This window comes from Desulfosporosinus burensis, from assembly GCF_054657535.1.
The window spans coordinates 91,700-113,032 of the sequence record NZ_BAAHYN010000005.1 but is presented as its reverse complement, the minus strand read 5'-3'; the positions used below and the strand labels follow the sequence as shown (position 1 = coordinate 113,032).

Annotated in this window: 20 protein-coding genes; 19 read left to right on the top strand and 1 reads right to left on the bottom strand. The window is 43.3% G+C overall.

What is annotated here, in order from left to right; genetic code table 11:
• Positions 1-371 precede the first annotated feature (371 nt).
• From trpE to aroF, 8 genes are read left to right on the top strand one after another with little or no spacing between them, the layout of a single operon-like run.
• Positions 372-1,838 (top strand): anthranilate synthase component I, encoded by a 1,467-nt coding sequence (gene trpE / locus ACYQ3Q_RS09970; RefSeq protein WP_459928418.1) that lies wholly within the window; start codon positions 372-374, stop codon positions 1,836-1,838.
• Positions 1,838-2,413, top strand: a complete 576-nt coding sequence (locus ACYQ3Q_RS09965) for an anthranilate synthase component II (protein ID WP_459928417.1) — start codon at positions 1,838-1,840, stop codon at positions 2,411-2,413. The genes trpE and ACYQ3Q_RS09965 overlap by 1 nt, the downstream gene beginning before the upstream one ends.
• The gene (gene trpD / locus ACYQ3Q_RS09960; RefSeq protein WP_459928416.1) at positions 2,410-3,432 is read left to right on the top strand and encodes an anthranilate phosphoribosyltransferase; all 1,023 of its coding nucleotides are present in this window, start codon (positions 2,410-2,412) and stop codon (positions 3,430-3,432) included. The genes ACYQ3Q_RS09965 and trpD overlap by 4 nt, the downstream gene beginning before the upstream one ends.
• Positions 3,429-4,235 carry an indole-3-glycerol phosphate synthase TrpC gene (trpC, locus tag ACYQ3Q_RS09955; protein WP_459928415.1) on the top strand — a complete coding sequence of 269 codons (807 nt, stop codon included), beginning with the start codon at positions 3,429-3,431 and terminating at the stop codon, positions 4,233-4,235. Before trpD ends, trpC begins: the two co-directional genes overlap by 4 nt.
• The gene (locus ACYQ3Q_RS09950; RefSeq protein ID WP_459928414.1) at positions 4,235-4,837 is read left to right on the top strand and encodes a phosphoribosylanthranilate isomerase; all 603 of its coding nucleotides are present in this window, start codon (positions 4,235-4,237) and stop codon (positions 4,835-4,837) included. Before trpC ends, ACYQ3Q_RS09950 begins: the two co-directional genes overlap by 1 nt.
• A complete protein-coding gene (gene trpB, locus ACYQ3Q_RS09945) occupies positions 4,830-6,014 on the top strand; it encodes a tryptophan synthase subunit beta (RefSeq protein WP_459928413.1) in 1,185 nt (394 codons plus the stop codon). Before ACYQ3Q_RS09950 ends, trpB begins: the two co-directional genes overlap by 8 nt.
• Positions 6,007-6,786, top strand: a complete 780-nt coding sequence (trpA, locus tag ACYQ3Q_RS09940; RefSeq protein ID WP_459928412.1) for a tryptophan synthase subunit alpha — start codon at positions 6,007-6,009, stop codon at positions 6,784-6,786. Before trpB ends, trpA begins: the two co-directional genes overlap by 8 nt.
• 36 nt (positions 6,787-6,822) lie before the next feature.
• A complete protein-coding gene (aroF, locus tag ACYQ3Q_RS09935; RefSeq protein ID WP_459928411.1) occupies positions 6,823-7,836 on the top strand; it encodes a 3-deoxy-7-phosphoheptulonate synthase in 1,014 nt (337 codons plus the stop codon).
• A gap of 574 nt (positions 7,837-8,410) precedes the next feature.
• Here the strand turns inward: aroF and ACYQ3Q_RS09930 are convergent.
• On the bottom strand, positions 8,411-8,638 hold the full coding sequence (locus ACYQ3Q_RS09930) for a hypothetical protein (RefSeq protein WP_459928410.1): 228 nt from the start codon (positions 8,636-8,638) through the stop codon (positions 8,411-8,413).
• Positions 8,639-8,789: 151 nt separating this feature from the next.
• Here ACYQ3Q_RS09930 and ACYQ3Q_RS09925 point away from each other — a divergent pair, with 151 nt between their 5' ends.
• The 11 genes from ACYQ3Q_RS09925 to ACYQ3Q_RS09875 all read left to right on the top strand — a co-directional run bounded on the left by ACYQ3Q_RS09925 (position 8,790) and on the right by ACYQ3Q_RS09875 (position 21,332).
• On the top strand, positions 8,790-9,044 hold the full coding sequence (locus ACYQ3Q_RS09925; protein WP_197079326.1) for a hypothetical protein: 255 nt from the start codon (positions 8,790-8,792) through the stop codon (positions 9,042-9,044).
• 37 nt (positions 9,045-9,081) lie between these two features.
• Complete coding sequence (locus ACYQ3Q_RS09920) at positions 9,082-9,603, top strand: OsmC family protein (RefSeq protein ID WP_459928409.1); 522 nt, start codon at positions 9,082-9,084, stop codon at positions 9,601-9,603.
• Between the two features lie 24 nt (positions 9,604-9,627).
• Positions 9,628-11,724, top strand: a complete 2,097-nt coding sequence (locus ACYQ3Q_RS09915; protein WP_459928408.1) for a sigma 54-interacting transcriptional regulator — start codon at positions 9,628-9,630, stop codon at positions 11,722-11,724.
• Between the two features lie 271 nt (positions 11,725-11,995).
• Positions 11,996-13,051 (top strand): uroporphyrinogen decarboxylase family protein, encoded by a 1,056-nt coding sequence (locus ACYQ3Q_RS09910; RefSeq protein WP_045573560.1) that lies wholly within the window; start codon positions 11,996-11,998, stop codon positions 13,049-13,051.
• A 104-nt stretch (positions 13,052-13,155) separates the two neighbouring features.
• Positions 13,156-13,794 carry a cobalamin B12-binding domain-containing protein gene (locus ACYQ3Q_RS09905; protein WP_459928407.1) on the top strand — a complete coding sequence of 213 codons (639 nt, stop codon included), beginning with the start codon at positions 13,156-13,158 and terminating at the stop codon, positions 13,792-13,794.
• Between the two features lie 13 nt (positions 13,795-13,807).
• Complete coding sequence (locus ACYQ3Q_RS09900; RefSeq protein ID WP_459928406.1) at positions 13,808-14,668, top strand: dihydropteroate synthase; 861 nt, start codon at positions 13,808-13,810, stop codon at positions 14,666-14,668.
• 78 nt (positions 14,669-14,746) lie between these two features.
• Entirely contained in the window at positions 14,747-15,415 is a 669-nt protein-coding gene (locus ACYQ3Q_RS09895) for a DUF1638 domain-containing protein (RefSeq protein WP_045573557.1), read from the top strand.
• Positions 15,416-15,436: 21 nt separating this feature from the next.
• Positions 15,437-17,278: an ASKHA domain-containing protein gene (locus ACYQ3Q_RS09890; protein WP_459928405.1), complete on the top strand. Its 1,842-nt coding sequence runs from the start codon at positions 15,437-15,439 to the stop codon at positions 17,276-17,278.
• Positions 17,279-17,481: 203 nt separating this feature from the next.
• A complete protein-coding gene (locus ACYQ3Q_RS09885; protein WP_459928404.1) occupies positions 17,482-19,116 on the top strand; it encodes a sodium:solute symporter family protein in 1,635 nt (544 codons plus the stop codon).
• A 459-nt stretch (positions 19,117-19,575) separates the two neighbouring features.
• Positions 19,576-20,370 (top strand): sulfite exporter TauE/SafE family protein, encoded by a 795-nt coding sequence (locus tag ACYQ3Q_RS09880; RefSeq protein WP_459928403.1) that lies wholly within the window; start codon positions 19,576-19,578, stop codon positions 20,368-20,370.
• Positions 20,371-20,423: 53 nt separating this feature from the next.
• Positions 20,424-21,332, top strand: coding sequence for a methyl-accepting chemotaxis protein (locus tag ACYQ3Q_RS09875; RefSeq protein ID WP_459928402.1), 909 nt, complete (start codon positions 20,424-20,426; stop codon positions 21,330-21,332).
• Position 21,333 lies beyond the last annotated feature (1 nt).

The window sequence follows — 21,333 nt, the reverse complement described above, 5'->3', positions numbered from 1 at the left end:
TCGGAATTTTCACACATCATTCATAATAGTTGACAAACAATATTAATACGCGTATGATAAGAACTAATTTAATAGCTACAAAAAACCATTGATGTGGAGATAAAAACAAATCGTGCACTTTCAGAGAGCCGGAGTTGCTGTGAACCGGTAGGACGCAGAATGTTAAATGGACCACGGAGGGCGCGGTGAAAGGCTTTAGCCGAGTATTTCGCGACGTGAAGGCATACGTCAGTTGCCAGGAATATGTTAGTATTCTGATAAGCGTGCGGATTTTCCGCAAAGCAAGGTGGCACCGCGGGTATTTGTTTTTTCAAACCCGTCCTTGACTATATAGTCTTGGGCGGGTTTTTTGCGCTCAAAGGAGGGTAATTATGTATAGACCGAGCCTAAACGAAGCCAGAGAAATAGCGGCACATTATAAGCTGATTCCAGTCAGCCGTGAGATTTTTTCGGATGTCAGGACACCGATGGAGGTGTTGAAAATCCTCAAAAACGTCAGCCGGCACTGTTTTATGCTGGAAAGTCTTGAGAGTCCCGAAAAATGGGGACGCTACACATTTTTGGGGTTTGACCCAAAGCTGGAACTGACTTGTACAAACGGAGTCATCAACATCAATTCTGGCACAGAAATTACTGTGAACACTCAACATCCCCGTGAGTTTATCCAACAGATTCTTGACGAGAACAAAAGTCCCCGGTTCGATTATTTACCGCCCTTCACTGGCGGTCTTGTAGGTTATTTCTCGTATGATTACATTAAGTACAATGAACCGTCGCTAAAGCTGGACGCTGAGGATCAGGAAGGTTTTAAGGACGTAGACCTAATGCTCTTTGACAAGGTGATCGCCTTTGACCATCTGAAACAGAAAATCATTCTTATGGCCAATGTAAAAACCGAAGAACTGGATTCGGGCTATAACAAGGCCGTCATGGAAATTGAAAGCATAGTAAAGCTCATTAAACACGGTGCTTATCAAGAGCCACAAGCCGCTAAAATCACCTCTGAATTCCGTCCTTTGTTTAAGGAAAACGAGTATTGCGCTATGGTGAACAAGGCGAAGCATTATATTCGTGAAGGGGATATATTCCAGGTTGTGCTGTCCAACCGTTTTGAAGCGGATTTTGAAGGCAGCCTTCTCAATGCCTACCGTGTTCTGAGAACCTTAAACCCGTCGCCCTACATGTTTTATATCTCCAGCGACGATATCGAAATCGCCGGTGCTTCCCCTGAAACCCTAGTAAAGCTTCAAGATGGCAACCTCTCCACGTTCCCACTGGCAGGCACAAAACCAAGAGGTAAGACTGATGAGGAGGATCGTCAGAATGAACAGGATTTACTCTCCGACCCTAAAGAATTGGCCGAACACAATATGCTGGTGGATTTGGGTAGAAATGATCTAGGTAGAATCAGCAAATTCGGAACGGTAAACGTAGAAAACTATTTGTCCATCGAGCGTTTCTCTCATGTGATGCACATCGGATCTACGGTTCGAGGGGAGATACGGGACGATAAAAACGCCTTAGATGCCTTAGACGCCGTGTTGCCTGCAGGAACTCTCTCCGGCGCACCCAAAATTCGAGCCTGTGAGATTATCAACGAACTTGAAAACAATAAGCGAGGCATTTACGGTGGCGCGATCGGGTACATTGATTTTACGGGTAATCTGGATACCTGCATTGCAATCCGTATTGCCTTTAAGAAAAACGGCAAGGTTTTTGTTCGCTCTGGCGCTGGTATCGTTGCCGACAGCGTGCCGGAAAACGAGTATCAGGAATGTATCAACAAAGCCCAAGCGGTTATGAAAGCACTGAAACTGTCTGAGGAGGTTATCGACTGATGATTCTCTTAATCGATAATTACGATAGTTTTTCCTATAACCTATATCAATTGATCGGTTCCATCAAGCCTGATATTAAGGTCATCCGTAACGATGAGCTGAGTATACCAGAAATAGAGGCTTTGGCTCCTGAGGCAATAATCCTCTCCCCTGGCCCTGGAAGACCGGCCGATGCGGGAGTATGTGTCGAAAGTTCAAGACATTTTGCAGGTAAAATCCCCGTGTTCGGAGTCTGCCTTGGACATCAGTCCATTTGCGAGGCATTTGGGGCCACTGTGTCCTATGCCGGGGAGCTAATGCATGGTAAACAGTCAAAAATAAAGATTGATACCGACTGCCCACTATTTGCCGGATTGCCCGAAATTATCAAAGGTGCGCGGTATCATTCGCTGGCCGCAATCGAAGATACCATGCCCACAGAACTCAAGGTAATCGCCCGCACGGACGACGGGGAGATCATGGCCGTTAAACACAGAGATTATGAAGTTTATGGAGTTCAGTTTCATCCAGAGTCGATCCTAACACCACAGGGCAGAATCATCTTGGAGAATTTCTTAGGAGGGGATCAAGCATGATAGTTGAAGCAATATATAAGGTCATTAAAGGAGAAGACCTAGAGTTTGATGCTGCAAAGGCGGTTATGGGGGAAATGATGGACGGGACCGCCACGCATGCCCAAATGGGCGCTTTTCTCGCGGCACTGCGGATGAAGGGTGAGAGTATCGATGAAATCACCGGCAGCGCTATGGCAATGCGCGAAAAGGCCATACCCCTCAATCAAGAAGTTCATGATGTCATGGATATTGTAGGCACCGGTGGTGACGAGGTAGGAACCTTTAACATCTCCACGACAACTGCCTTTGTCGTTGCGGCCGGCGGTGTTCCTGTAGCGAAGCATGGCAACCGCAGTGTATCTAGTAAAAGCGGCGCGGCGGATGTCTTGGAAAAGTTGGGAATTAATATAGCCATTGCCGCTGAGCAGAGCCGGGAAATTTTAGAGGAGATCAATCTTTGTTTTATGTTTGCCCAAACCTATCACAGCTCAATGAAACACTGTGCTCCCGTGCGCCGGGAAATGGGTGTCCGCACAATCTTTAATATCTTAGGACCTCTGGCCAACCCCGCCGGGGCAAATATGCAGTTGATGGGCGTCTATGACGAAAACCTTGTGGAGCCTTTGGCCAGGGTGCTCTCGAATCTCGGTGTCAAGCATGGCATGGTGGTTCATGGCTGCGACGGTTTAGACGAAGCAACTCTTACGACTAGGACTAAGGTCTGCGAACTAGAAAAAGGTGTTTTACGCAGTTATTACATCGACCCGCAGGAGCTGGGTTTAAAACTTTGTACCTTAGCTGAGCTGATCGGGGGCGACGCAGAGGAAAACGCTAAAATTACCCGCAACATTTTAAACGGCACTGAGCAAGGTGCCAAGCGTGATATTGTCGTACTCAATGCAGCACTGTGTCTGTATCTGGCCGGTAAGGCAGCGACCATTAAGAGCGCGATACCTCTTGCTAAGGACCTCATTGACAGCGGCGCAGCTATCAAGAAACTTGAAGAATTCGTGAGACTTTCCAACGAGGTGAAGGGATGATTTTGGAAAAAATAGCAACCCGAACCGTTGAGCGGGTTGCTGAATTGAAACAAATAAAACCGCTAGAGTACGTCATCTCAGAGGCAAAAACCTTAGACCTAAATACCGGATTTCCCTTTGAAAAGGCTCTAAGAGCAGAGGGCTTATCGTTTATCTGTGAGTTAAAAAAGGCTTCACCCTCGCAAGGAATCATTGCTCAGGATTTTCCCTATTTGCAGATTGCTCAGGAATATGTTGCGGCGGGTGCTGCGGCAATTTCAGTTCTTACAGAGCCCTATTGGTTTCATGGACAAGATCGGTACCTTAGAGAAATCAGTCAAAAAGTGGAGATTCCCATCTTGCGTAAGGATTTTATCGTGGACGACTATCAAATTTATGAGTCGAAGATCATCGGTGCCTCGGCGATTCTTCTGATTTGTGCCCTACTGAACACCGATACCTTGAAAGACTATCTGGATATCGCCCACAGCTTAGGCCTGTCTGTCCTTGTGGAAGCGCATACGGAGGAGGAGGTTAGATCAGCTTTGGCTGCGGGGGCCAGAATGATCGGGGTCAATAATCGCAACCTGAAGACCTTTGAGGTTGATATTACTACCAGCATAAGGCTTCGCGGCTTGGTTACTGAAGAGATCCTCTTCATCTCGGAAAGCGGAATAAAATCCCCTGAGGATGTGGCAAGGCTGAAAGCGAATAAGACTGATGCCGTTCTGATCGGGGAAAGCTTAATGCGCAGCGCTAATAAAAAAGAACAGCTGGCCATCTTGAGAGGTGAACGTGGCATCCCAAGAGGTGAACGGGTTTAATGAAGATAAAAATTTGCGGATTGTTCCGGGACTGCGACATCGACTATGTTAACGAGGCCATGCCCGATTTTATTGGGTTTGTTTTCGCTAAAAGCCGTCGTCAAGTCAGTACAGAATGGGCAGAAGCCATGCGTCCTAGACTCAGGTCAGAGATCACACCGGTTGGCGTATTTGTCAATGAGTCGTTGGCGAAGGTGGCTAAACTATTAAAGGATAACATCATCGAAATGGCCCAACTGCATGGGGAGGAGAATGAAAATTATATCCAAGCCTTAAAAACACTGACCAACAAGCCCATCATCAAGGCCGTCCGCGTTTTATCCCGCGAGGATATAGAGGCAGCCCAGCATACCTTGGCAGACTATCTGCTCCTCGACAACGGGGCTGGTGGAACGGGTGAGAGTTTCGATTGGAGTCTAGTCCGTCAGGTGAAGAAACAGGAACCCTTTTTTCTGGCTGGTGGGTTAAAGGCAGACAATATTGAACAGGCAATCGCAGCGACAAGTCCTTATGCTGTAGACTTGAGCAGCGGAGTGGAAACGGACGGTATGAAGGATAGAGATAAAATTTTAGAAATAGTTAGGAGAATGCGAAATGGCTAAAGGCAGATACGGCATTCACGGAGGCCAATACATTCCAGAGACCCTGATGAATGAAATCATTAACCTGGAAAAATCCTATGAGCACTTTAAACACGATCCGGACTTCAACGCGGAGCTGAACAAATTGCTGTCTGAATATGCTGGCAGACCATCTTTGCTCTACTATGCGGAGAAAATGACCAAGGATTTAGGGGGCGCTAAAATCTACTTAAAGCGTGAGGACCTAAACCATACCGGCTCACACAAAATCAATAATGTGCTAGGACAGGTTCTGATGGCTAAGAAAATGGGCAAAACACGCGTCATTGCCGAAACAGGTGCCGGTCAGCACGGTGTTGCTACGGCCACTGCGGCGGCGCTTCTTGGTTTAGAATGTGAGATTTTCATGGGCAAGGAAGATACGGACAGACAGGCTCTAAACGTCTACCGTATGCAGCTTTTAGGCGCCAAAGTTCATCCGGTTACGAGCGGCACCATGACTTTAAAGGATGCGGTGAACGAAACGATGCGGGAATGGACGGCCCGTGTTCATGACACCCATTATGTTTTGGGTTCTGTGATGGGTCCCCACCCATTTCCGATGATGGTCCGCGATTTTCAGAGTGTGATTAGTCAAGAAGCGAGAGAACAGATCCTAAAACTTGAGGGTAGACTCCCCGATGCTGTGGTTGCCTGCGTAGGGGGTGGCAGCAATGCGATCGGAATGTTTTATCACTTCATCGGTGATCAAACCGTTAAGTTAATTGGCTGCGAGGCAGCGGGACACGGTCTTCATACGGAAAAACATGCCGCTACCATTGCTAAAGGAAGACTAGGCGTATTCCATGGCATGAAGTCGTATTTCTGCCAGGATGACTTTGGGCAAATTTCTCCGGTCTATTCCATCTCTGCCGGTCTTGACTATCCTGGGATTGGACCAGAACATGCCAACCTTCACGACACAGGCCGGGCAGAGTATGTGCCCATAAGGGATGACGAGTCAGTCGAAGCCTTCGAATATTTGGCACGAACAGAGGGCATTATCAGCGCCATTGAGAGCGCCCATGCTATTGCTCATGTGCAGAAAATTGCCGGGACAATGAGCAAGGACCAAATCATAATCGTGTGTCTGTCAGGACGCGGGGATAAGGACGTTGCCGCCATCGCACGCTACAAGGGGGTAAGTATCGATGAGTAAAATCGCACAGGCTTTTAAAAATGGCAAGGCGTTTATTGGATTTATCACGGGCGGAGATCCTTCCATGGAAAAGAGCGAGGAGTTTATCATGGAAATGGTCCGGGGTGGCGCGGATTTGGTGGAAATCGGCATTCCGTTCTCAGATCCGATGGCCGAAGGTTTGGTCATTCAAGAGGCGAATATCCGCGCGCTGTCTGCGGGTGCAACCGTTGATAAGATTTTTGACCTGGTGGCCTCTGTGCGCCAAAAGACCGAAGTTCCCCTCGTTTTTATGACCTACTTAAACCCCGTGTTTAACTACGGGTACCCCCGTTTTTTCGCCCGCTGTGCTGAGTTGGGTGTTGACGGCATCATCATTCCTGATTTGCCTTTTGAAGAAAAGGGTGAACTGGCTGACGTTGCCGCAGGGTTTGGAGTAGACGTTATCTCCTTAATCGCGCCCACATCGGAACAGCGTATTGAGCAGATTGCGAAGGAGGCAACCGGCTTTATCTACGTGGTTTCCTCTATGGGCGTTACGGGGATGAGAAGTGAGATAAAAACCGACTTGCCGGCGATATTAGAGGTCGTCAGGGGTTCCAGTTCTATTCCCACCGCCGTTGGCTTCGGGATTAACACACCTAAACAGGCCGGAGAAATCGCAAAAATCGCGGATGGCGTGATTGTTGGGAGCGCAATCGTTAAAATTATCGAAAAGCATGGTGAAAATGCTGGCTCGTATATTTATGACTATGTCAGAAGCATGAAAAGCGCTGTATGGGAACTGGATTGATCGGTGAACTAAATTGACAGAAGGAGTGAGGGCATAATGGTGTTTGTCTTAAAACCAAACGTAACGAGGGATCAGATTGATGCCTTCATTCATAAGTTTGAATCCGACGGTTTTTCCACAATCCTTAGCACCGGGACAGAGCATACCGTGGTCTGTCTGATCGGCAACACAGCTAAAGTGGATGTGGATCATATTGCCAATACTAACGACATCGTTGAATATGGCAAACGCGTAACCGAGCCCTATAAGGCGGTTAACAGAATCGTTCACCCTGAAAATACCACTGTCAAGATGGGCAATGTCTGCATTGGCGAGGGATACTTTACGGTCATCGCTGGCCCCTGCTCGGTGGAAAGTGAGGAGCAAATCCTGGAGATTGCCAAATCCGTGCAACGCAGCGGTGCAAGCATCATGCGCGGCGGCGTATTCAAACCGCGCACCTCGCCCTACGCCTTTCAGGGCTTGCAAGAAGAAGGCTTGAAAATGCTTGTGGCGGCAAAAAAGGCGACTGGGCTTCCCATTATCACAGAAATCATGAATCAAACTCAGATCCCTCTGCTGGACGAAGTGGATATTATCCAGATCGGGGCTAGGAATATGCAGAATTTTGACTTGCTTAAAGAAGTAGGCAAATGTAGAAAACCGATTCTCCTGAAACGAGGCCTAGCCAACACGATCGAAGAGCTGCTAATGAGTGCAGAGTATATTATGTCCGAGGGCAATGAACAAGTCATTCTTTGTGAACGGGGTATCCGCACCTTTGAGACGATGACGAGAAATACCTTGGATTTATCCGCAATTCCGCTGCTCAAGCAGAAGTCACACCTTCCGGTGATCGTGGATCCCAGTCATGCGGCTGGAATACGCAGCCTCGTTGCGCCGCTTGCTAAAGCAGCCCTGGCTGTAGGGGCAGATGGGTTAATGATTGAAGCCCATAATGACCCTTCTAGGGCACTGTGCGACGGGGCCCAGTCTTTGGATTTAAAGCAGTTTGAAGAACTAATGGTCGATTTAAGGAAAAGAGCCTTATTTGAAGGTAAAAAGATGTAAGCTTATGTCACAAAATCTTCTGCGGAAAATGTAACCAAAGATTACCATTAAGTGCATAAGTCCTGTGAAGTAATGGAACGATTATACAGACCTTCACCAATATCAGTTACGTGGTTTCCAAATGGAGGTCAACGATTTAAATTCCAGTAGCCTTTCTGTAAATGAGTAGATGTTGTTTTTCTGCTCAAAAGAAAAGACCACCTTGAATGTTACTTCAAGGTGGTCTTTGTAAACGATGACTTTATCCACATAGCTGTCGATGAATTTTTGCATTCCGGGATGTTTTTTCAGTTACAAATTGCTTAAACATCGAGAACATATTCCATCCATGCGATTCGGATTGCTGCCCTAGGGGACCTTTTGCAAGACCGCTATCATGGACAGGAACAACTGAGTGATTTATACATCGGTAAGTGGGGAAGTTTTGATCATTAAAAAGGAGTTAGTGATGCCCACAATCTTTAGACGTGGAGAGTGCTGTTTTTTCAATTGTTGTCGAGGTTGAAAGGCAGGAACAGTTATAGAACACGTCGAAGGAGGTCAAGGGCTGCGACGACTATGAAATCTGGATTAATTAAGAGGGGATGTTATCTTTGGTTGGCTCTGAAAGAGGTAAGCGTTTTTTGAATATAAATATGGATGAGCGCAGATTGTCCATTGTTGTATTTTCGTTATTTTTTTCATGGCTGCTGGCGTTTCCTTTTGAGGGACAGGTTTTATATGCTCTTGCCCATCGATATAATTTAGACCCCCATACGATGATCTTCAAGTCAATCATCGCCCATTTTGTAGCCAGTTTCATTTTGCTTTGTTCGTTGCCATCTAAGAGTCCGAGGATTATAATTAGGAAATTAACGTATTTCTCAGATAAGAGGAGATGTTATGAAAGTTAAGCAGGTTATGCTAGAGAATCCTCAGACCCTTCATTACAGTAAAACGTTCGATTGGTGATCATGTCTGAACAGGATGCTATTTTCTCGGACCAGTTGCCAGCGTCATTATTTGCCCAAGTAGCCTCGAGCCCCCTCCGAGTATCTATCGATAAGATCGTTCCGTTAAAGCAGGCTCGGGAGATTGTGGAAACTGAGTTAATTGTAAAGGCCTTGAAGGAGTATCACAGTTTGCGTCGTACGGGAGAAATCCTAGGAGTAGCCCATTCTACATTATTACGTAAAGCGAGGGCATTGAGGATTTCTTACACGGACTAAAGAAACATAGTAATTTTAAAAAAGGAGAGATTATTTTATGTCACAAGTAAACATTACCTGGGAAGGAAATATGAAATTTGTAGGTACCGATGATAGTGGCTTTAAAATACCTATGGACGCGTCAGCGATTTATGGCGGGAAAAATGAAGGCGTAAGACCGATGGAATTAATGTTAATGTCTCTTGGCGGGTGTACAGGTATCGAGTTAGGTCATATTCTCAATAAAATGAGAGTCGTGTACGATCGTTTAGACGTTGAAGTTAATGGGAATAGAGTGGAAGAACACCCCAAGGTGTTTAGCGATATTCATGTGGTATATCGGTTAAGCGGGGAGAACATTTCGGTAGAAAAGGTGAATAAAGCTCTACAAATGGCTGAGCAGGTCTATTGTTCAGCGTCGAATATGCTAAAAAAAGTAGCGGAAATCTCCTATTCTATTGAAATTAATGGTAGGGCCTATAAATATGATGTGTGTGGAAGCAGTGGAAAAGAGTCCGGACAAGAATTCGGGAGTTTAGAGCACACGGTGCTCCAGAGTGGAAGGACTGGTATAGGATAAAAAACTTACAAGGAGGAAGTTACAATGAAGGTTAAAAATGTAATGGTTTGTAACCCTTACACAGTTAGATCTGATCAAAGTCTTGCTGATGCAAGCAGAATTTATCTAGACCACGATGTTAATTGTGCGCCTGTTGTGGGGGTGAACGATGACATTGTGGGGATCATTACAATTTATAAGGTATTGGGATGTTTTCTATCTGGTTGTTCCCCAACAGCAAAAGTAGAGGAATTCATGGATGATCCGCCTGCAATAGTGGAAGAAAATTCTGACTTTGATAAAATAGCAAACACTTGCACTCAGGATATGGAACGCATGCTTGTTTTGGATCAAAATAAGAAATTAACGGGAATTCTGTCCCGATTAGAGCTAATTAAAAAGGTTACTTTGGCTTGGGAAGAAACTAGAAATGAACTGAGAGTTGTGTTGCAGTCAGTTAGTCATGCAATTATCGCTTTTGATAAAACGGGTTTTGTATACCTTTTTAATAAAGGAGCAGAGATTCTCTTAGGGGTTAGTAGTCAGGAGGCAACTGAACAGTGTGATGAAAGAATTCTACCTCAGTGGATATGGAAGCAAGTTATTGCTGACGGTCAAGCGCGGATTGGCTTTAGATTGGAGGTTAACAACAAGCGGGTAATAGGGAATGCAACGCCTATATATGTAAATGGCGACATAACAGGTACGGTTGTCGTATTGCAAGATTTATCGGAAATGGATAACTTAACTCTAGAATTATCGAGGGTCAGGGAACTGAGAGATGAGTTGGATAATATTATCGAGTGTTCCTATGACGGAATGCTAGTTGTTAATCCTGAAAGAGTAGTCCAAAGGGTTAATAAGAGCGCTTTGCAGCTTTTTGACCTGACAGATTGTAGCAAGAATTGTTTATTAAGTGATATTGAATCAGAAGTTGCTGGTTGCTTGGACGAAATGGCTATTAATATTATAAAGCAGAAGAAAACCCTCACCAAAGGTTACACGAAGGGCGATGGACAGGAGATCATTATTACAGGTAATCCTCGTTTTGCTCCGGATGGAAAGGTAATACAGGTTATATTTAATATGAGGGATATGACTGAATTGCAACGTCTTAAGTTTCAAGTAGAACAAGCGAAGGAAGAGAAATTACGTTATTCAGTCGAGTTATTAGAGCTAAGAGGAAAGTTATTAAAAGAAGATTTAATAACCAAGAGTCCTGCGATGGAGCCAGTCTTAGAGTTAATGGTGCGTGTATCGCAAGTTGAATCGACTGTTCTCATTACCGGAGAATCCGGGGTGGGTAAGGAAGTTGCCGCTAAGCGGATTCACAGGCTAAGCGGAAAGGAGAATGGTCCGTTTATCACTATTAACTGTGGAGCAATACCGGAAAACCTCATGGAATCTGAACTTTTTGGATATGAAAAAGGTGCCTTTACAGGAGCTAGTAAAGAGGGGAAAATAGGCTTAATGGAAGCGGCCAATGGTGGGAACGTTTTCCTTGATGAGATCGGAGAACTTCCTTTGAATTTACAAGTTAAGCTTTTAAGAGTTATTCAGGAAAAGGTTATTTATCGTATTGGTGGCATAAAACCTATTAACCTTGATTTGCGCATTATCGCAGCTACTAATCGTAAACTGGAGGAAATGGTAAAGAAAAAAACCTTTCGCGAGGATTTATTCTATCGTTTGAATGTTGTACAAATTAAAATTCCTCCTTTACGCGAGCGTAGAGAGGATATTTTACCTTTAAGTGAATATTTTTTGAGCAAGTATTGTACTAAATACAGCAAACAAAAAAAAATTACTCAACAAGTTTATAAAATTTTTGAGAGCTATTATTGGCCAGGAAATATCCGAGAATTGGAAAATATTATAGAAAGAGCGGTCATTCTAAGCCAAGGTAACTCAATAGAGATTAACCACCTACCGGAAAATTTGAATGTCGGGAATATTGGAAAGGCTGAGGTTGAAGTAACTGTTAGAGGAATTATCTCATTAAACGAGGGCGTTCAGATGATGGAAAAGGAATTGTTTCGAAAAGCACTAGCAACGGAGAAGAGTAGTAGAAAAATTGCTTTACTTTTAGGGATAACTCATACTACTGTGTTGAGGAAAGGAAAACAATATGAGCTGCTATAATAGTGGCACTGCGAAGTTCCAGTTGGAACCTCGGCGTTCCAACTGGAAAAAAGGAGTTTTTTGGTGAATCCTTAATGTCATTTAAAATAAATAAAGGATGAATGGAACAGAAATGTTACGTTCATCCTTTATAATTTTCAGAAAAGTGCCTTTTATCAGATGTTTAAGGATTGGCATAAGTTTTGCGTATAAAATAAGAATAGGTCTTCAAGCTTTTCCAATTAATTGCTAGATTCAAGAAAATTTGATGAAAGAAGGGAGCTTATTAAACATGACCAAAAATATGGAGCACATTCGGGTTAGCGTCGGTTTTTATCCCAACTGGTGGCATAAGAATTATGGTATTTCTTACGGTAAACAGTACTACTATGACCCTGACTACCGCATTGAGGTCGCAATGAAGCAACAAAAGTTACTATATGAGCGCTTTGGAGATCTAGGGCTAGGAAACCCTGATCCCCAACCAAATCCTTTTGTCGATTATGGTATGGCTTTGGTACCTGAATTGTTCGGGTGTGAAACCACGTTCTTCGATGATGCTTTGCCGTGGGCTATTCCGGCTAACATGTCCGAAGAAACAATAAATAATCTCGTTGTACCCGATATACTGAACACTCATCCCATGACTGAAATCATCAGACAAATGGATTATTTAGAGAAAAAATACGGGCGGGTTACAGGAAATATTAATACATGTGGTATTCAGAACTTGGCCTTAAAACTGCGCGGTGATGAACTGTACATGGATTTTTATGAGAATCCAGATGTGGCACACAAGGTAATGAATCTTTGCTTGGAAACAATTATTCCATTAGCCAATTATGTTAAAAGCCGTACTGGTACATTAGCATCATCCGTTACCCCTATGGCTCCACCAGAAATGTATATTACTCCGAATTGTACTACAGCGCAAATCTCTAATGAATCCTATGAGGAATTTATTTTGCCATATGAAATGAAGCTTGCGAATGCGTTACAACCTTTTGGTATTCACCATTGCGGATCTGTTGATAATGTAATAGAAGGCTACAGTAAAATCAAAAATATGCAATTTATTGAAGTGGGGCCTTTGACTGACCTGCGTCGGGTGAGAGAACTGATGCCTACTGTCTTTATAAATGCTAGGATTTGCCCTGTCCGTATGCTCCAATGTACAGCTGAAGAAATTGAGCAAGATGTCAAACGTCTCATCGACACTGGCGGTCCTTACGAATTGCTCTCCATTGATGCAGTAGGTCTTGATTATGGGACACCGGATGAAAATGTTCGCGTTATGATAAATACTGCAAAAAGTTACAGTGCAGCAAAGATTGCCGAAGGGAAATAGTCTCTGTATTAGGAGTTCTCACCCTTTGCAGTCGAGTGATGGTTGTTAGTTTTTCACATCAAGTACACACAACTAAGAGATATTTTGAATGAGGGGGAAGCATGATGTCCGTATTAGAAGATATTAAAAATTCGATTATTACTTACAAGCCTGCAAAAACTAAAGAGTTTTGCCAACAAGCAATAGATGAAGGAATCGACCCACAGGTGATTTTAAGTGAGGGCTTAATCGCTGGCATGGCTGTTATTGGCGAGAAATTTAAGTTAAATAAGATTTACGTACCGGAAGTACTAATTTCCGCTCGATGCACTCATGCGGGACTAGATATACTAAAGCCCATTTTAGCTGCAGCAAAGGCAGTGGCATTAGGTAAAATTGTACTGGGGACAGTCAAGGATGACCTTCATGATATCGGCAAAAACCTTGTTGCTATGATGTTTGAGGGTGCAGGGTTTGAAGTAATAAACTTAGGGGTTAACGTTGACCCGGAGAAGTTTGTCGAGGCAATCAAAGAACATCAACCCAATATTATAGCGATGTCGAGCCTAATAACTTCTACTTTGCCTAATGTTGAGGGGACCATTAAAGCGATTATAGATGCCGGTCTCCGTGATCAAGTTAAGATTATGGTGGGTGGAGCACCAGTAACTGAAGAGTGGGTCCTGCAAATTGGCGGTGACGGGTTCGGTAAAGATGCTACTGCGGCGGTTGATGCAGCAAAGAAATTGATTGGTGTAGCTTAAAGGAGGAAAAATAATGTTTCATACCGAGGTTCGCAGCAAGAACACAATAGTCACCATCGGTAGGGATTTGCCTGCAGTTATTATTGGTGAACGGATCAATCCCACAGGGAAAAAGAAATTTGGTCAAGCGCTTTTGGCGAAAGACTATGATTATGTAAGACGCGAGGCAATCGCTCAGGTCGAGCAGGGCGCAGATATGTTAGACGTAAATGTAGGAGTCGCGGGCATTGATGAGGTTGATATGTTACCGGAAGTCATCAAAATAGTGTCTGAAACCGTTAATGTACCTCTGTGTATAGATTCGGCTAATCCGGTTGCCCTGGCAGCAGCGCTAAAAGTATATGAAGGGAAAGCCTTAGTTAACTCAGTAACGGGTGAGGAAAAATCTCTTGAGAGTGTTCTGCCTGTGATTAAGGAATATGGGGCAGCGGTTGTTGGTTTACTCATGGATGACACTGGTATTCCCAATGATCCTGAAAAAAGATTAGCGATCGCCATGAAAATTGTCGAACGTGCAGAAAAGCTAGGAATCGAACGCTCCAATATTATAATCGATTGCTTGACTATGACTGTGAGTTCAGACCATAATGCTGCCACTATTACCCTGAAAACCATTGAAAGGATCGTAGAGGAACTAGGTACTAATATTATTTTGGGAATTAGCAATGTTTCATTTGGTTTACCAGATCGAAATAGTATTACTAAAACGATGATTGCTATGGCCTTAAGGGCTGGTTTAACCTGCATAATTATGGATCCGACGGCAGAGGGTATGCGGCGAACGGTTAAAACCTCTGATCTTCTCTTAGGACGAGATGAGTGGTCTATGAACTACTTGGCAGAATACCGACAGTACTCTGAACCACAAGCCTAGCTAGAAACCTTGCTCACTTGGGGTAAAAAGCCTAATGAAATTTATATATTTCTTACTAAAGAAAGAGCGGAACGTCAAATGCAAAAAGTAAAAATCATTGCATGTGAAGTTTTTAAAGAAGAATTCCTTAGGGGTTTAAAAATACCCAGAGAGAACTGTATCTTTTTACCCCAAGAATTGCATCGTACCCCTGATCTACTAAATGTTGAATTGCAAAAGCAGATAGATCTCCTTGATGAACAAGGAGATCTAGACTGTATCTATTTAGGTTACGGTTGGTGTGGCAATGGTGTTGCGGCCCTAAAGTCCAGCCGGAGCAAAATTGTCATCCCCAATAGTGAGGATTGCATATCTGTTTTACTTGGTCTTCGTCATTTCGGTAAATGTCAGATTAATAGAACCACAAGTTATTTTCTCAGCTCGGGGTGGATTGCCTTTGGGAGCGATGGATGGAAAGAATATCAACGTTGTTTGGAGTTATTTGATCATGAAACAGCCTATTGGGCTACCAAAGAAATGATTAAGAACTATGAAACGTTTATTTTGATCAATAATGATATGGCCAGCTATCTTGCGGACAAGGTTTATGTCCAAAAGATTAGTGAGTTCTTTGACTTGAACTATGAAGAAGTTGAGGGATCAATAGATTGGTTGGCTAGCTTGTTTGAGGATATAGAATCAAACTCCAAGATAATTGTTGAACCAGGTATCTCGATTCAAAGTAGCATGTTTACCTGCGGAACCTAATTACCCATTGGAGGTGCGAAAGTGCAAAGTTTTAAAATTAAATTTCTACCTCAAAACTTAGAAGTTTTTGTTCCAGCAGGTACCAGTGTGGTTGAAGCAGCAGACTTAGCGAGGGTTGACATTGAGCCCACCCCTTGCGGACGGCGTGGAACATGTGGTAAATGCTTAATCCTTTGCCATGATTATTCGGGAATCCCGACAATCGTTGAAAAGGAAAAGATTATCGCTGCTAAGTTGGACCAAGGCTGGAGATTAGCATGTCAAACGCTTATTGTACAAGATATGGTTATTGAAGTGCCCGGTCAATCAGCAGGTAAGCTAATTAAAGCCTTGTTATCACGGCCCAAAAGTGTCATAGAAATTCAACCAACGATTATTAAGCACTTTCTTAAAGTCCCCCCACCAACTATGACAGATCAACGGGCTGATTGGGATAGAGTTGCAGAGCTGTTACCTGATCCTCAACAAGAATTGGACTTAACCTTGTTGAGGAAACTTCCAGAATTAATGAGGAAAAACAACTTTGAAATTACTGTCGTGACTTACAGAGGAAAAGTGATTTCAGTCGAAGCAGGAGACACAACAACTGTAGGTTATGGCTGTGCTATAGACATTGGAACAACAACGGTAATATGTAGTTTGCATGATCTGTTTAATGGACAAGAAATCACAGCTGCATCAGCGTTCAATCCACAGAGAACCTATGGAGCCGATGTGCTTTCTCGTATCGACTTTTCTCTAACGGGCAATAACTTGAAAAAATTACAAAACTTAATTATCGATCAAGTTAATGTCTTAATCGAAGAAGTAATATCACAAGCGGGTATAAATAGGTCGGATATTTATTTACTTAGTGTCGTCGGAAATACAACTATGCAGCACTTGTTTCTTGGACTTCCTTCTAGGTATATTGCCACACCACCCTTCGTCGGAACTCTTTATACAGGACTTAGTTTTGATTCCACAGATTTAGGTATCAAAATCAATGACAGAGGCAAAGTAGCCTTTTTACCCAATGTGGCAGGGTATGTAGGAGCTGATATTGTGGCAGGAGTACTGGCTACGGGTGCTTATAAGTATGATGCTCCATGCGTTTTAATAGATGTTGGAACCAATGCCGAAATTGTCTTAGCGGCTCAAGGCTCTTTATATGCGTGTTCAGCTGCTGCAGGACCAGCTTTTGAAGGAGCGAACATTTGCTACGGCATGCGTGCGGAAACGGGAGCAATCGATCGGGTTTGGCTGGAAGATGGGAAGCTGCACTATCATGTTATCGGAGAGGTTCCAGCATTGGGCTTATGCGGGTCGGGTTTAGTGGATGTAATTGCCGAGTTGCTAAGTATTGGAATTATCGATTTTAGCGGACGTCTATTAACCCGTGAGGAAGCAATCCCGATCGTGGGGGATACTTTGGCGGAAAGTTTGCGAGAAAATGACGATGGTGACGAATTTGTCATAGTTGAAAATAGTGAATTTCAAAAAGTAAGTCTCACACAAAGGGATATTCGCCAAGTCCAGTTAGCTAAAGGTGCCATACTGGCCGGAATTCGAATTATGATCAAGGAAATGGGCATAAAGATTGAAGATATTGAGCTGTTTAACTTAGCAGGTTCCTTTGGCAATGTACTTAATAAAAAGAATGCTCAGGTAGTGGGTCTAATCCCGGCCACTATATCTCTGAGCAAAGTAGAATATGCAGGTAATTCAGCACATGTCGGGGCACAAATTAATCTATTGCGTGCAGATACCGAAGAGATCGTGAATTCCGTAGTTAAAAATATTAAATATATTGAGCTTTCGGATCGAAGTGATTTTACGGAAGAGTTTACAAATGCAATGTTTTTCGGTGAATGTGAAGGATAGAGGTAAAAAACAAGGGAAGTAAAAATGAAAGGAGGTGAAGGCTCTCACCTAAAGAGAATACAGTACCCGATTGCGAGAAACGAGGTTTATCTTAAATTTTCAAAATTGTGTCTTGACAAGCGGGGACATTTCAAATCCCATCCACAGCGGAATAATTCCCAAGGAGATTTATTACGTATTATTAATGTGAAGGAGGAGCACTGATGAATTCATTCGGAGCATGGATTGTAGGATTGTGGCTAACCTATACGGCTGTCCTTATTGTACTAAGCAGATATGCCAAAAAGAAAGCCGAATCCGGTGCGGGTGGTGATAGTTTTTGGGTCGGAGGCCGCAGCTTTAAACCTTGGATGGTCTTCGTATGTATTACGGGTTTATTTTCTGGATCTTCGTTTATTTCTGTTTTAGAATTATCCTACAAAGTGGGTATTTCGGCGGCCTGGTATGGCGTGGCTGAAATGGTTCATGTCTTAATCATTGCGCTATTATTAATTGTCAATCTCCGTAGACTGAAAATGGTTACTGTTTCCGGATTAATAGGGGATAAATTCGGGCGCCTAGCACTGGGTGTGAGCGGTGCGATTACAGCCTTTACCTTTCCCATGTGGTCGGTAGCAACCGCCCTTGCTTTTGCTTCTGCTCTTCACGTATTTACCTCGTTAACACTTCCCTTTTCCATCGCGATTACAAGTATCACGCTTCTGATTTTTCTGCAATCAGGTGGGATGTGGTCAATTGTTGTTACTCAAACGGCAAATAGTTTTGCTTTTGCAGCAATGTTTATCGTCGGGTGTATTGCCTTCTTTATAGAACCTGGTTTCGACGGATTAGCCCTGTTAGCAACCGCCAAACCTGCCATGTTTTCCCCGACAAATGCAGGGTTGCAAGTGATCATTGCTTGGTTCGCTACATTTTTGATCAATGTGTTTGTAGCCCAAGCAGCATTTCAGATGGCCTTATCCTGTCGTACTCCTGAGGAAGGAAGAAAAGGCTTATTAATGGCCTTTGGAGCAAATATTTTCTTCGTTGTTTTCGGTGTTTTGTTCGGTTTGTCAGCCGCTGCAGTTGTGCCAGGCGGAGCTCGTGGTATGATTGCTATACCACAATATTTGGCTCAAGTATTACCAGCTCCATTAGTAGGTGTGTTTTTCCTTGGAATTTGGGCCGCAGCGTTGGGATGGGGTGCCCCCTGCCAATTTTCTGGTGCGACAAGCCTTGGGCGTGACGTAATGGGTGCAATTAACCCGTCCTTAAGTGATGAACGCAAAGTTAAGTACACAAAGTATGCACTGGTTGCGCTAACCTTAGAGATGATTTTATTAGGGCTAATGCGTAGCGAAAACGCTTCCTGGTGGAATGTTTTAGCATGGACGTTACGGAACGGGTCGACATTCGCTCCAGTGGTTGTGGCCTTGGCTTGGCCTCTGGCAACACGTCGTGGAGCAATAGCTGCTCTGCTCGGAGGATTTATTTCTGGTTTGTCTTGGTACGCCCTAGGTGGTTGGGACCCAGTTAAGTTTTTCTTTAATATTCATCCTGTGTTTATCGGTATGACCTTTAATATCTTATTTATGGTGGTAGTTTCAATGGTGGACAATGCCGGACAGTGGAAAATTAAATTTGATCAGTCATCCGGCAGAAAGACTTTAGGGCTTGTCTCTACGGCAGCCATGATTTTACTGGGGTTCACAGCATTAACCCAATTTAGCTGGCTCTTCCAGAAAGGGTTGATCGGATTAAACCTCTTCCTCATTGTAGCTGCCATTTTTGTGAATGTAATAATCTATGTGGTACCTAAAAAATCAGAGGTTACATCGACCGGGAAAGAAGTTGCTTAAGCCTTAAAACGTTGAATATGACCTTTAGGTTTAAGCCACATAAGCTGGCAATGCTTCAAACGTTGCCAGCTTATGTACATATGAACAGCAGAGTAGTCAATAAACAAGTGAGTAAAAAGGTAACAAAAGTTACTAAAACGTAACAAGCGTAAGAAGGTTTAATAAATAAACTTTACGGCCAAAGCTCGATCATCATCACCTCTAATAAAGGCCCTGATCATATTTATTACTGTGGTGTCCATCTGGGTGTTCTTAATGAGTTTTGTAAACGTCACTGAGAATAAGCAATTAGCCGGGGCTAAATAGTCACCAACTGATGTAAAGATATAAAGATCGACGAAGTTCTTTTTATAGGTTAGAAAGGCTCTTGCAACTATTGTAAGAGCCTTTCCTTGAGAATTATTATACGTTTTTTCAAGAAGAAGCTATTAAAATATCATTAGAGTAGAGGTGTTTAACGTGTTAATTTATTTGCTAGTACTACTAATACTAGGATTGACGGGCGGATTTTTCTCAGGTTTATTGGGTTTGGGTGGGGCTATATTAATGGTGCCTTTGCTGCTTTATGTACCCCCATTACTCCATCTTCCAGCCTTGGACATGAAAAGTGTAGCGGCCGTCAGTACCATACAGGTCTTTGCCAGTGCAACATCCGGTGTTATAGCCCATCGAAAAAGGGGAGCAGTCAGCATACCCGTTTTGTTGGCTATGGGTATCCCGGCTGCTACTGCCGGTTTTCTGGGAGCTCTCTTTTCAAAATATGTCGAGGCACATTTCTTGTTAGCAATTTTTGCTGGTAGTTCTACCTTAGCTACTTTATTAATGTTAATACCCAAAAAAGAACATGATACTGACCAAAGTCAGGAAGAGTTAAATGTCGATAAAGTTCAGTTTAATCGTGTACTGGCGGCTTTATTAGCTACAATAATCGGTTTTATTGGGGGGATGATAGGTGCGACGGGGGCTTTTATCTTTGTTCCAGTTTGTATTTATATTCTAAAAATACCTATGCGTATTACCATTGGTTCAACTTTGGGTATAGTTTTAATGACGGCCTTTACAAGTGCCGTGGGTAAGATTGCCAGTGGACAGATGCTTTGGCTGGTTGCGGCGGCATTGGTGTTAGGATCTGTACCAGCTGCACAATTAGGTTCACGGGTGTCACATCGAACTCCGGTAAAACTGCTGTACTGGATTATGACACTAATTATTGCTTTATCATCTTTAAAAATATGGTTAGATGTAATTCATTAATACGGGAAGAAATCACCACGAACTTCTATTCTATGTGAAAGAGAGGAACTATAGTGGAGAATAGAGCTACAGATAAGTATGAGAGACATATACGGTACACGAAAGAGACTTTAAAAATCTGGGAAGGCAAGATTGATTGGCGTTTACAGTATTTGATTAGCCTGGCGCCTTTGTTAAGACAGTTAACAGTGGAAGACCTGGGAATAGCCATCGCAGATAGAGAAAAATTTTTAATTTATCTGGCAGGAGACAAGCTAGATATTAAGATCAAACCAGGCGATACTATTCCGCCTCAATTGCCAATTCAAGAGGCTATGAAAGAGGCAAGGCGAGTTCTAAAAGTAGTGGATAAAGAATCATTCGGTATTCCATATATAGCCATATCTATCCCGATTCTTGGAGACGAAGGGAAGGTTATAGGTGGTATAGCGGTACAACAGTCTATGGAACACAAAGAAAATTTACGGGCTATGTCCCGGCAAATTTCTCAAACACTCTCTACGCTCACTGCAACTATCCAAGAACTTACAGCCCAGGGTGAAGAGCTTAGTGCAACAAGTCAACAATTTGCAGCTATTGCCCAAACATCGCAAGAAGGTGTTAAGGAAACAGACAAGATTGTACAGACAGTCAAAAGTATCAGCGATCGTAGTAAAATATTGGGGATAAATTCAGCCATAGAAGCTGCACGGGCAGGTGCGGAAGGCAAGGGATTTTCGATCGTAGCTCTGGAAATAAGAAAGCTTGCAGAGCAAAGTGCAAGTTCTATTACAGAGATTAAAGTTATCATAGAGGAATTTTCTCAAGCTATCGCTCAAATTGCAACATCGGCAACGGAATTAGATCAGGTTGCAGGTCAACAAGCCGCTCATTTATCACAGTTTACAACAGCTATAGAGAATTTATCTGAGTTAAGTATAGACCTTGCGAATATGGCAGAAGCGCTTTCTAGAGAAAACTAAC

What these genes read in the sequence shown, in the direction of transcription:
- trpE (WP_459928418.1), top strand. Translation starts at nt 372, where the DNA reads ATGTATAGACCGAGCCTAAACGAAGCCAGAGAAATAGCGGCACATTAT.
- ACYQ3Q_RS09965 (WP_459928417.1), top strand. Translation starts at nt 1,838, where the DNA reads ATGATTCTCTTAATCGATAATTACGATAGTTTTTCCTATAACCTATAT.
- trpD (WP_459928416.1), top strand. Translation starts at nt 2,410, where the DNA reads ATGATAGTTGAAGCAATATATAAGGTCATTAAAGGAGAAGACCTAGAG.
- trpC (WP_459928415.1), top strand. Translation starts at nt 3,429, where the DNA reads ATGATTTTGGAAAAAATAGCAACCCGAACCGTTGAGCGGGTTGCTGAA.
- ACYQ3Q_RS09950 (WP_459928414.1), top strand. Translation starts at nt 4,235, where the DNA reads ATGAAGATAAAAATTTGCGGATTGTTCCGGGACTGCGACATCGACTAT.
- trpB (WP_459928413.1), top strand. Translation starts at nt 4,830, where the DNA reads ATGGCTAAAGGCAGATACGGCATTCACGGAGGCCAATACATTCCAGAG.
- trpA (WP_459928412.1), top strand. Translation starts at nt 6,007, where the DNA reads ATGAGTAAAATCGCACAGGCTTTTAAAAATGGCAAGGCGTTTATTGGA.
- aroF (WP_459928411.1), top strand. Translation starts at nt 6,823, where the DNA reads ATGGTGTTTGTCTTAAAACCAAACGTAACGAGGGATCAGATTGATGCC.
- ACYQ3Q_RS09930 (WP_459928410.1), bottom strand. Translation starts at nt 8,638, where the DNA reads ATGAAACTGGCTACAAAATGGGCGATGATTGACTTGAAGATCATCGTA.
- ACYQ3Q_RS09925 (WP_197079326.1), top strand. Translation starts at nt 8,790, where the DNA reads ATGTCTGAACAGGATGCTATTTTCTCGGACCAGTTGCCAGCGTCATTA.
- ACYQ3Q_RS09920 (WP_459928409.1), top strand. Translation starts at nt 9,082, where the DNA reads ATGTCACAAGTAAACATTACCTGGGAAGGAAATATGAAATTTGTAGGT.
- ACYQ3Q_RS09915 (WP_459928408.1), top strand. Translation starts at nt 9,628, where the DNA reads ATGAAGGTTAAAAATGTAATGGTTTGTAACCCTTACACAGTTAGATCT.
- ACYQ3Q_RS09910 (WP_045573560.1), top strand. Translation starts at nt 11,996, where the DNA reads ATGACCAAAAATATGGAGCACATTCGGGTTAGCGTCGGTTTTTATCCC.
- ACYQ3Q_RS09905 (WP_459928407.1), top strand. Translation starts at nt 13,156, where the DNA reads ATGTCCGTATTAGAAGATATTAAAAATTCGATTATTACTTACAAGCCT.
- ACYQ3Q_RS09900 (WP_459928406.1), top strand. Translation starts at nt 13,808, where the DNA reads ATGTTTCATACCGAGGTTCGCAGCAAGAACACAATAGTCACCATCGGT.
- ACYQ3Q_RS09895 (WP_045573557.1), top strand. Translation starts at nt 14,747, where the DNA reads ATGCAAAAAGTAAAAATCATTGCATGTGAAGTTTTTAAAGAAGAATTC.
- ACYQ3Q_RS09885 (WP_459928404.1), top strand. Translation starts at nt 17,482, where the DNA reads ATGAATTCATTCGGAGCATGGATTGTAGGATTGTGGCTAACCTATACG.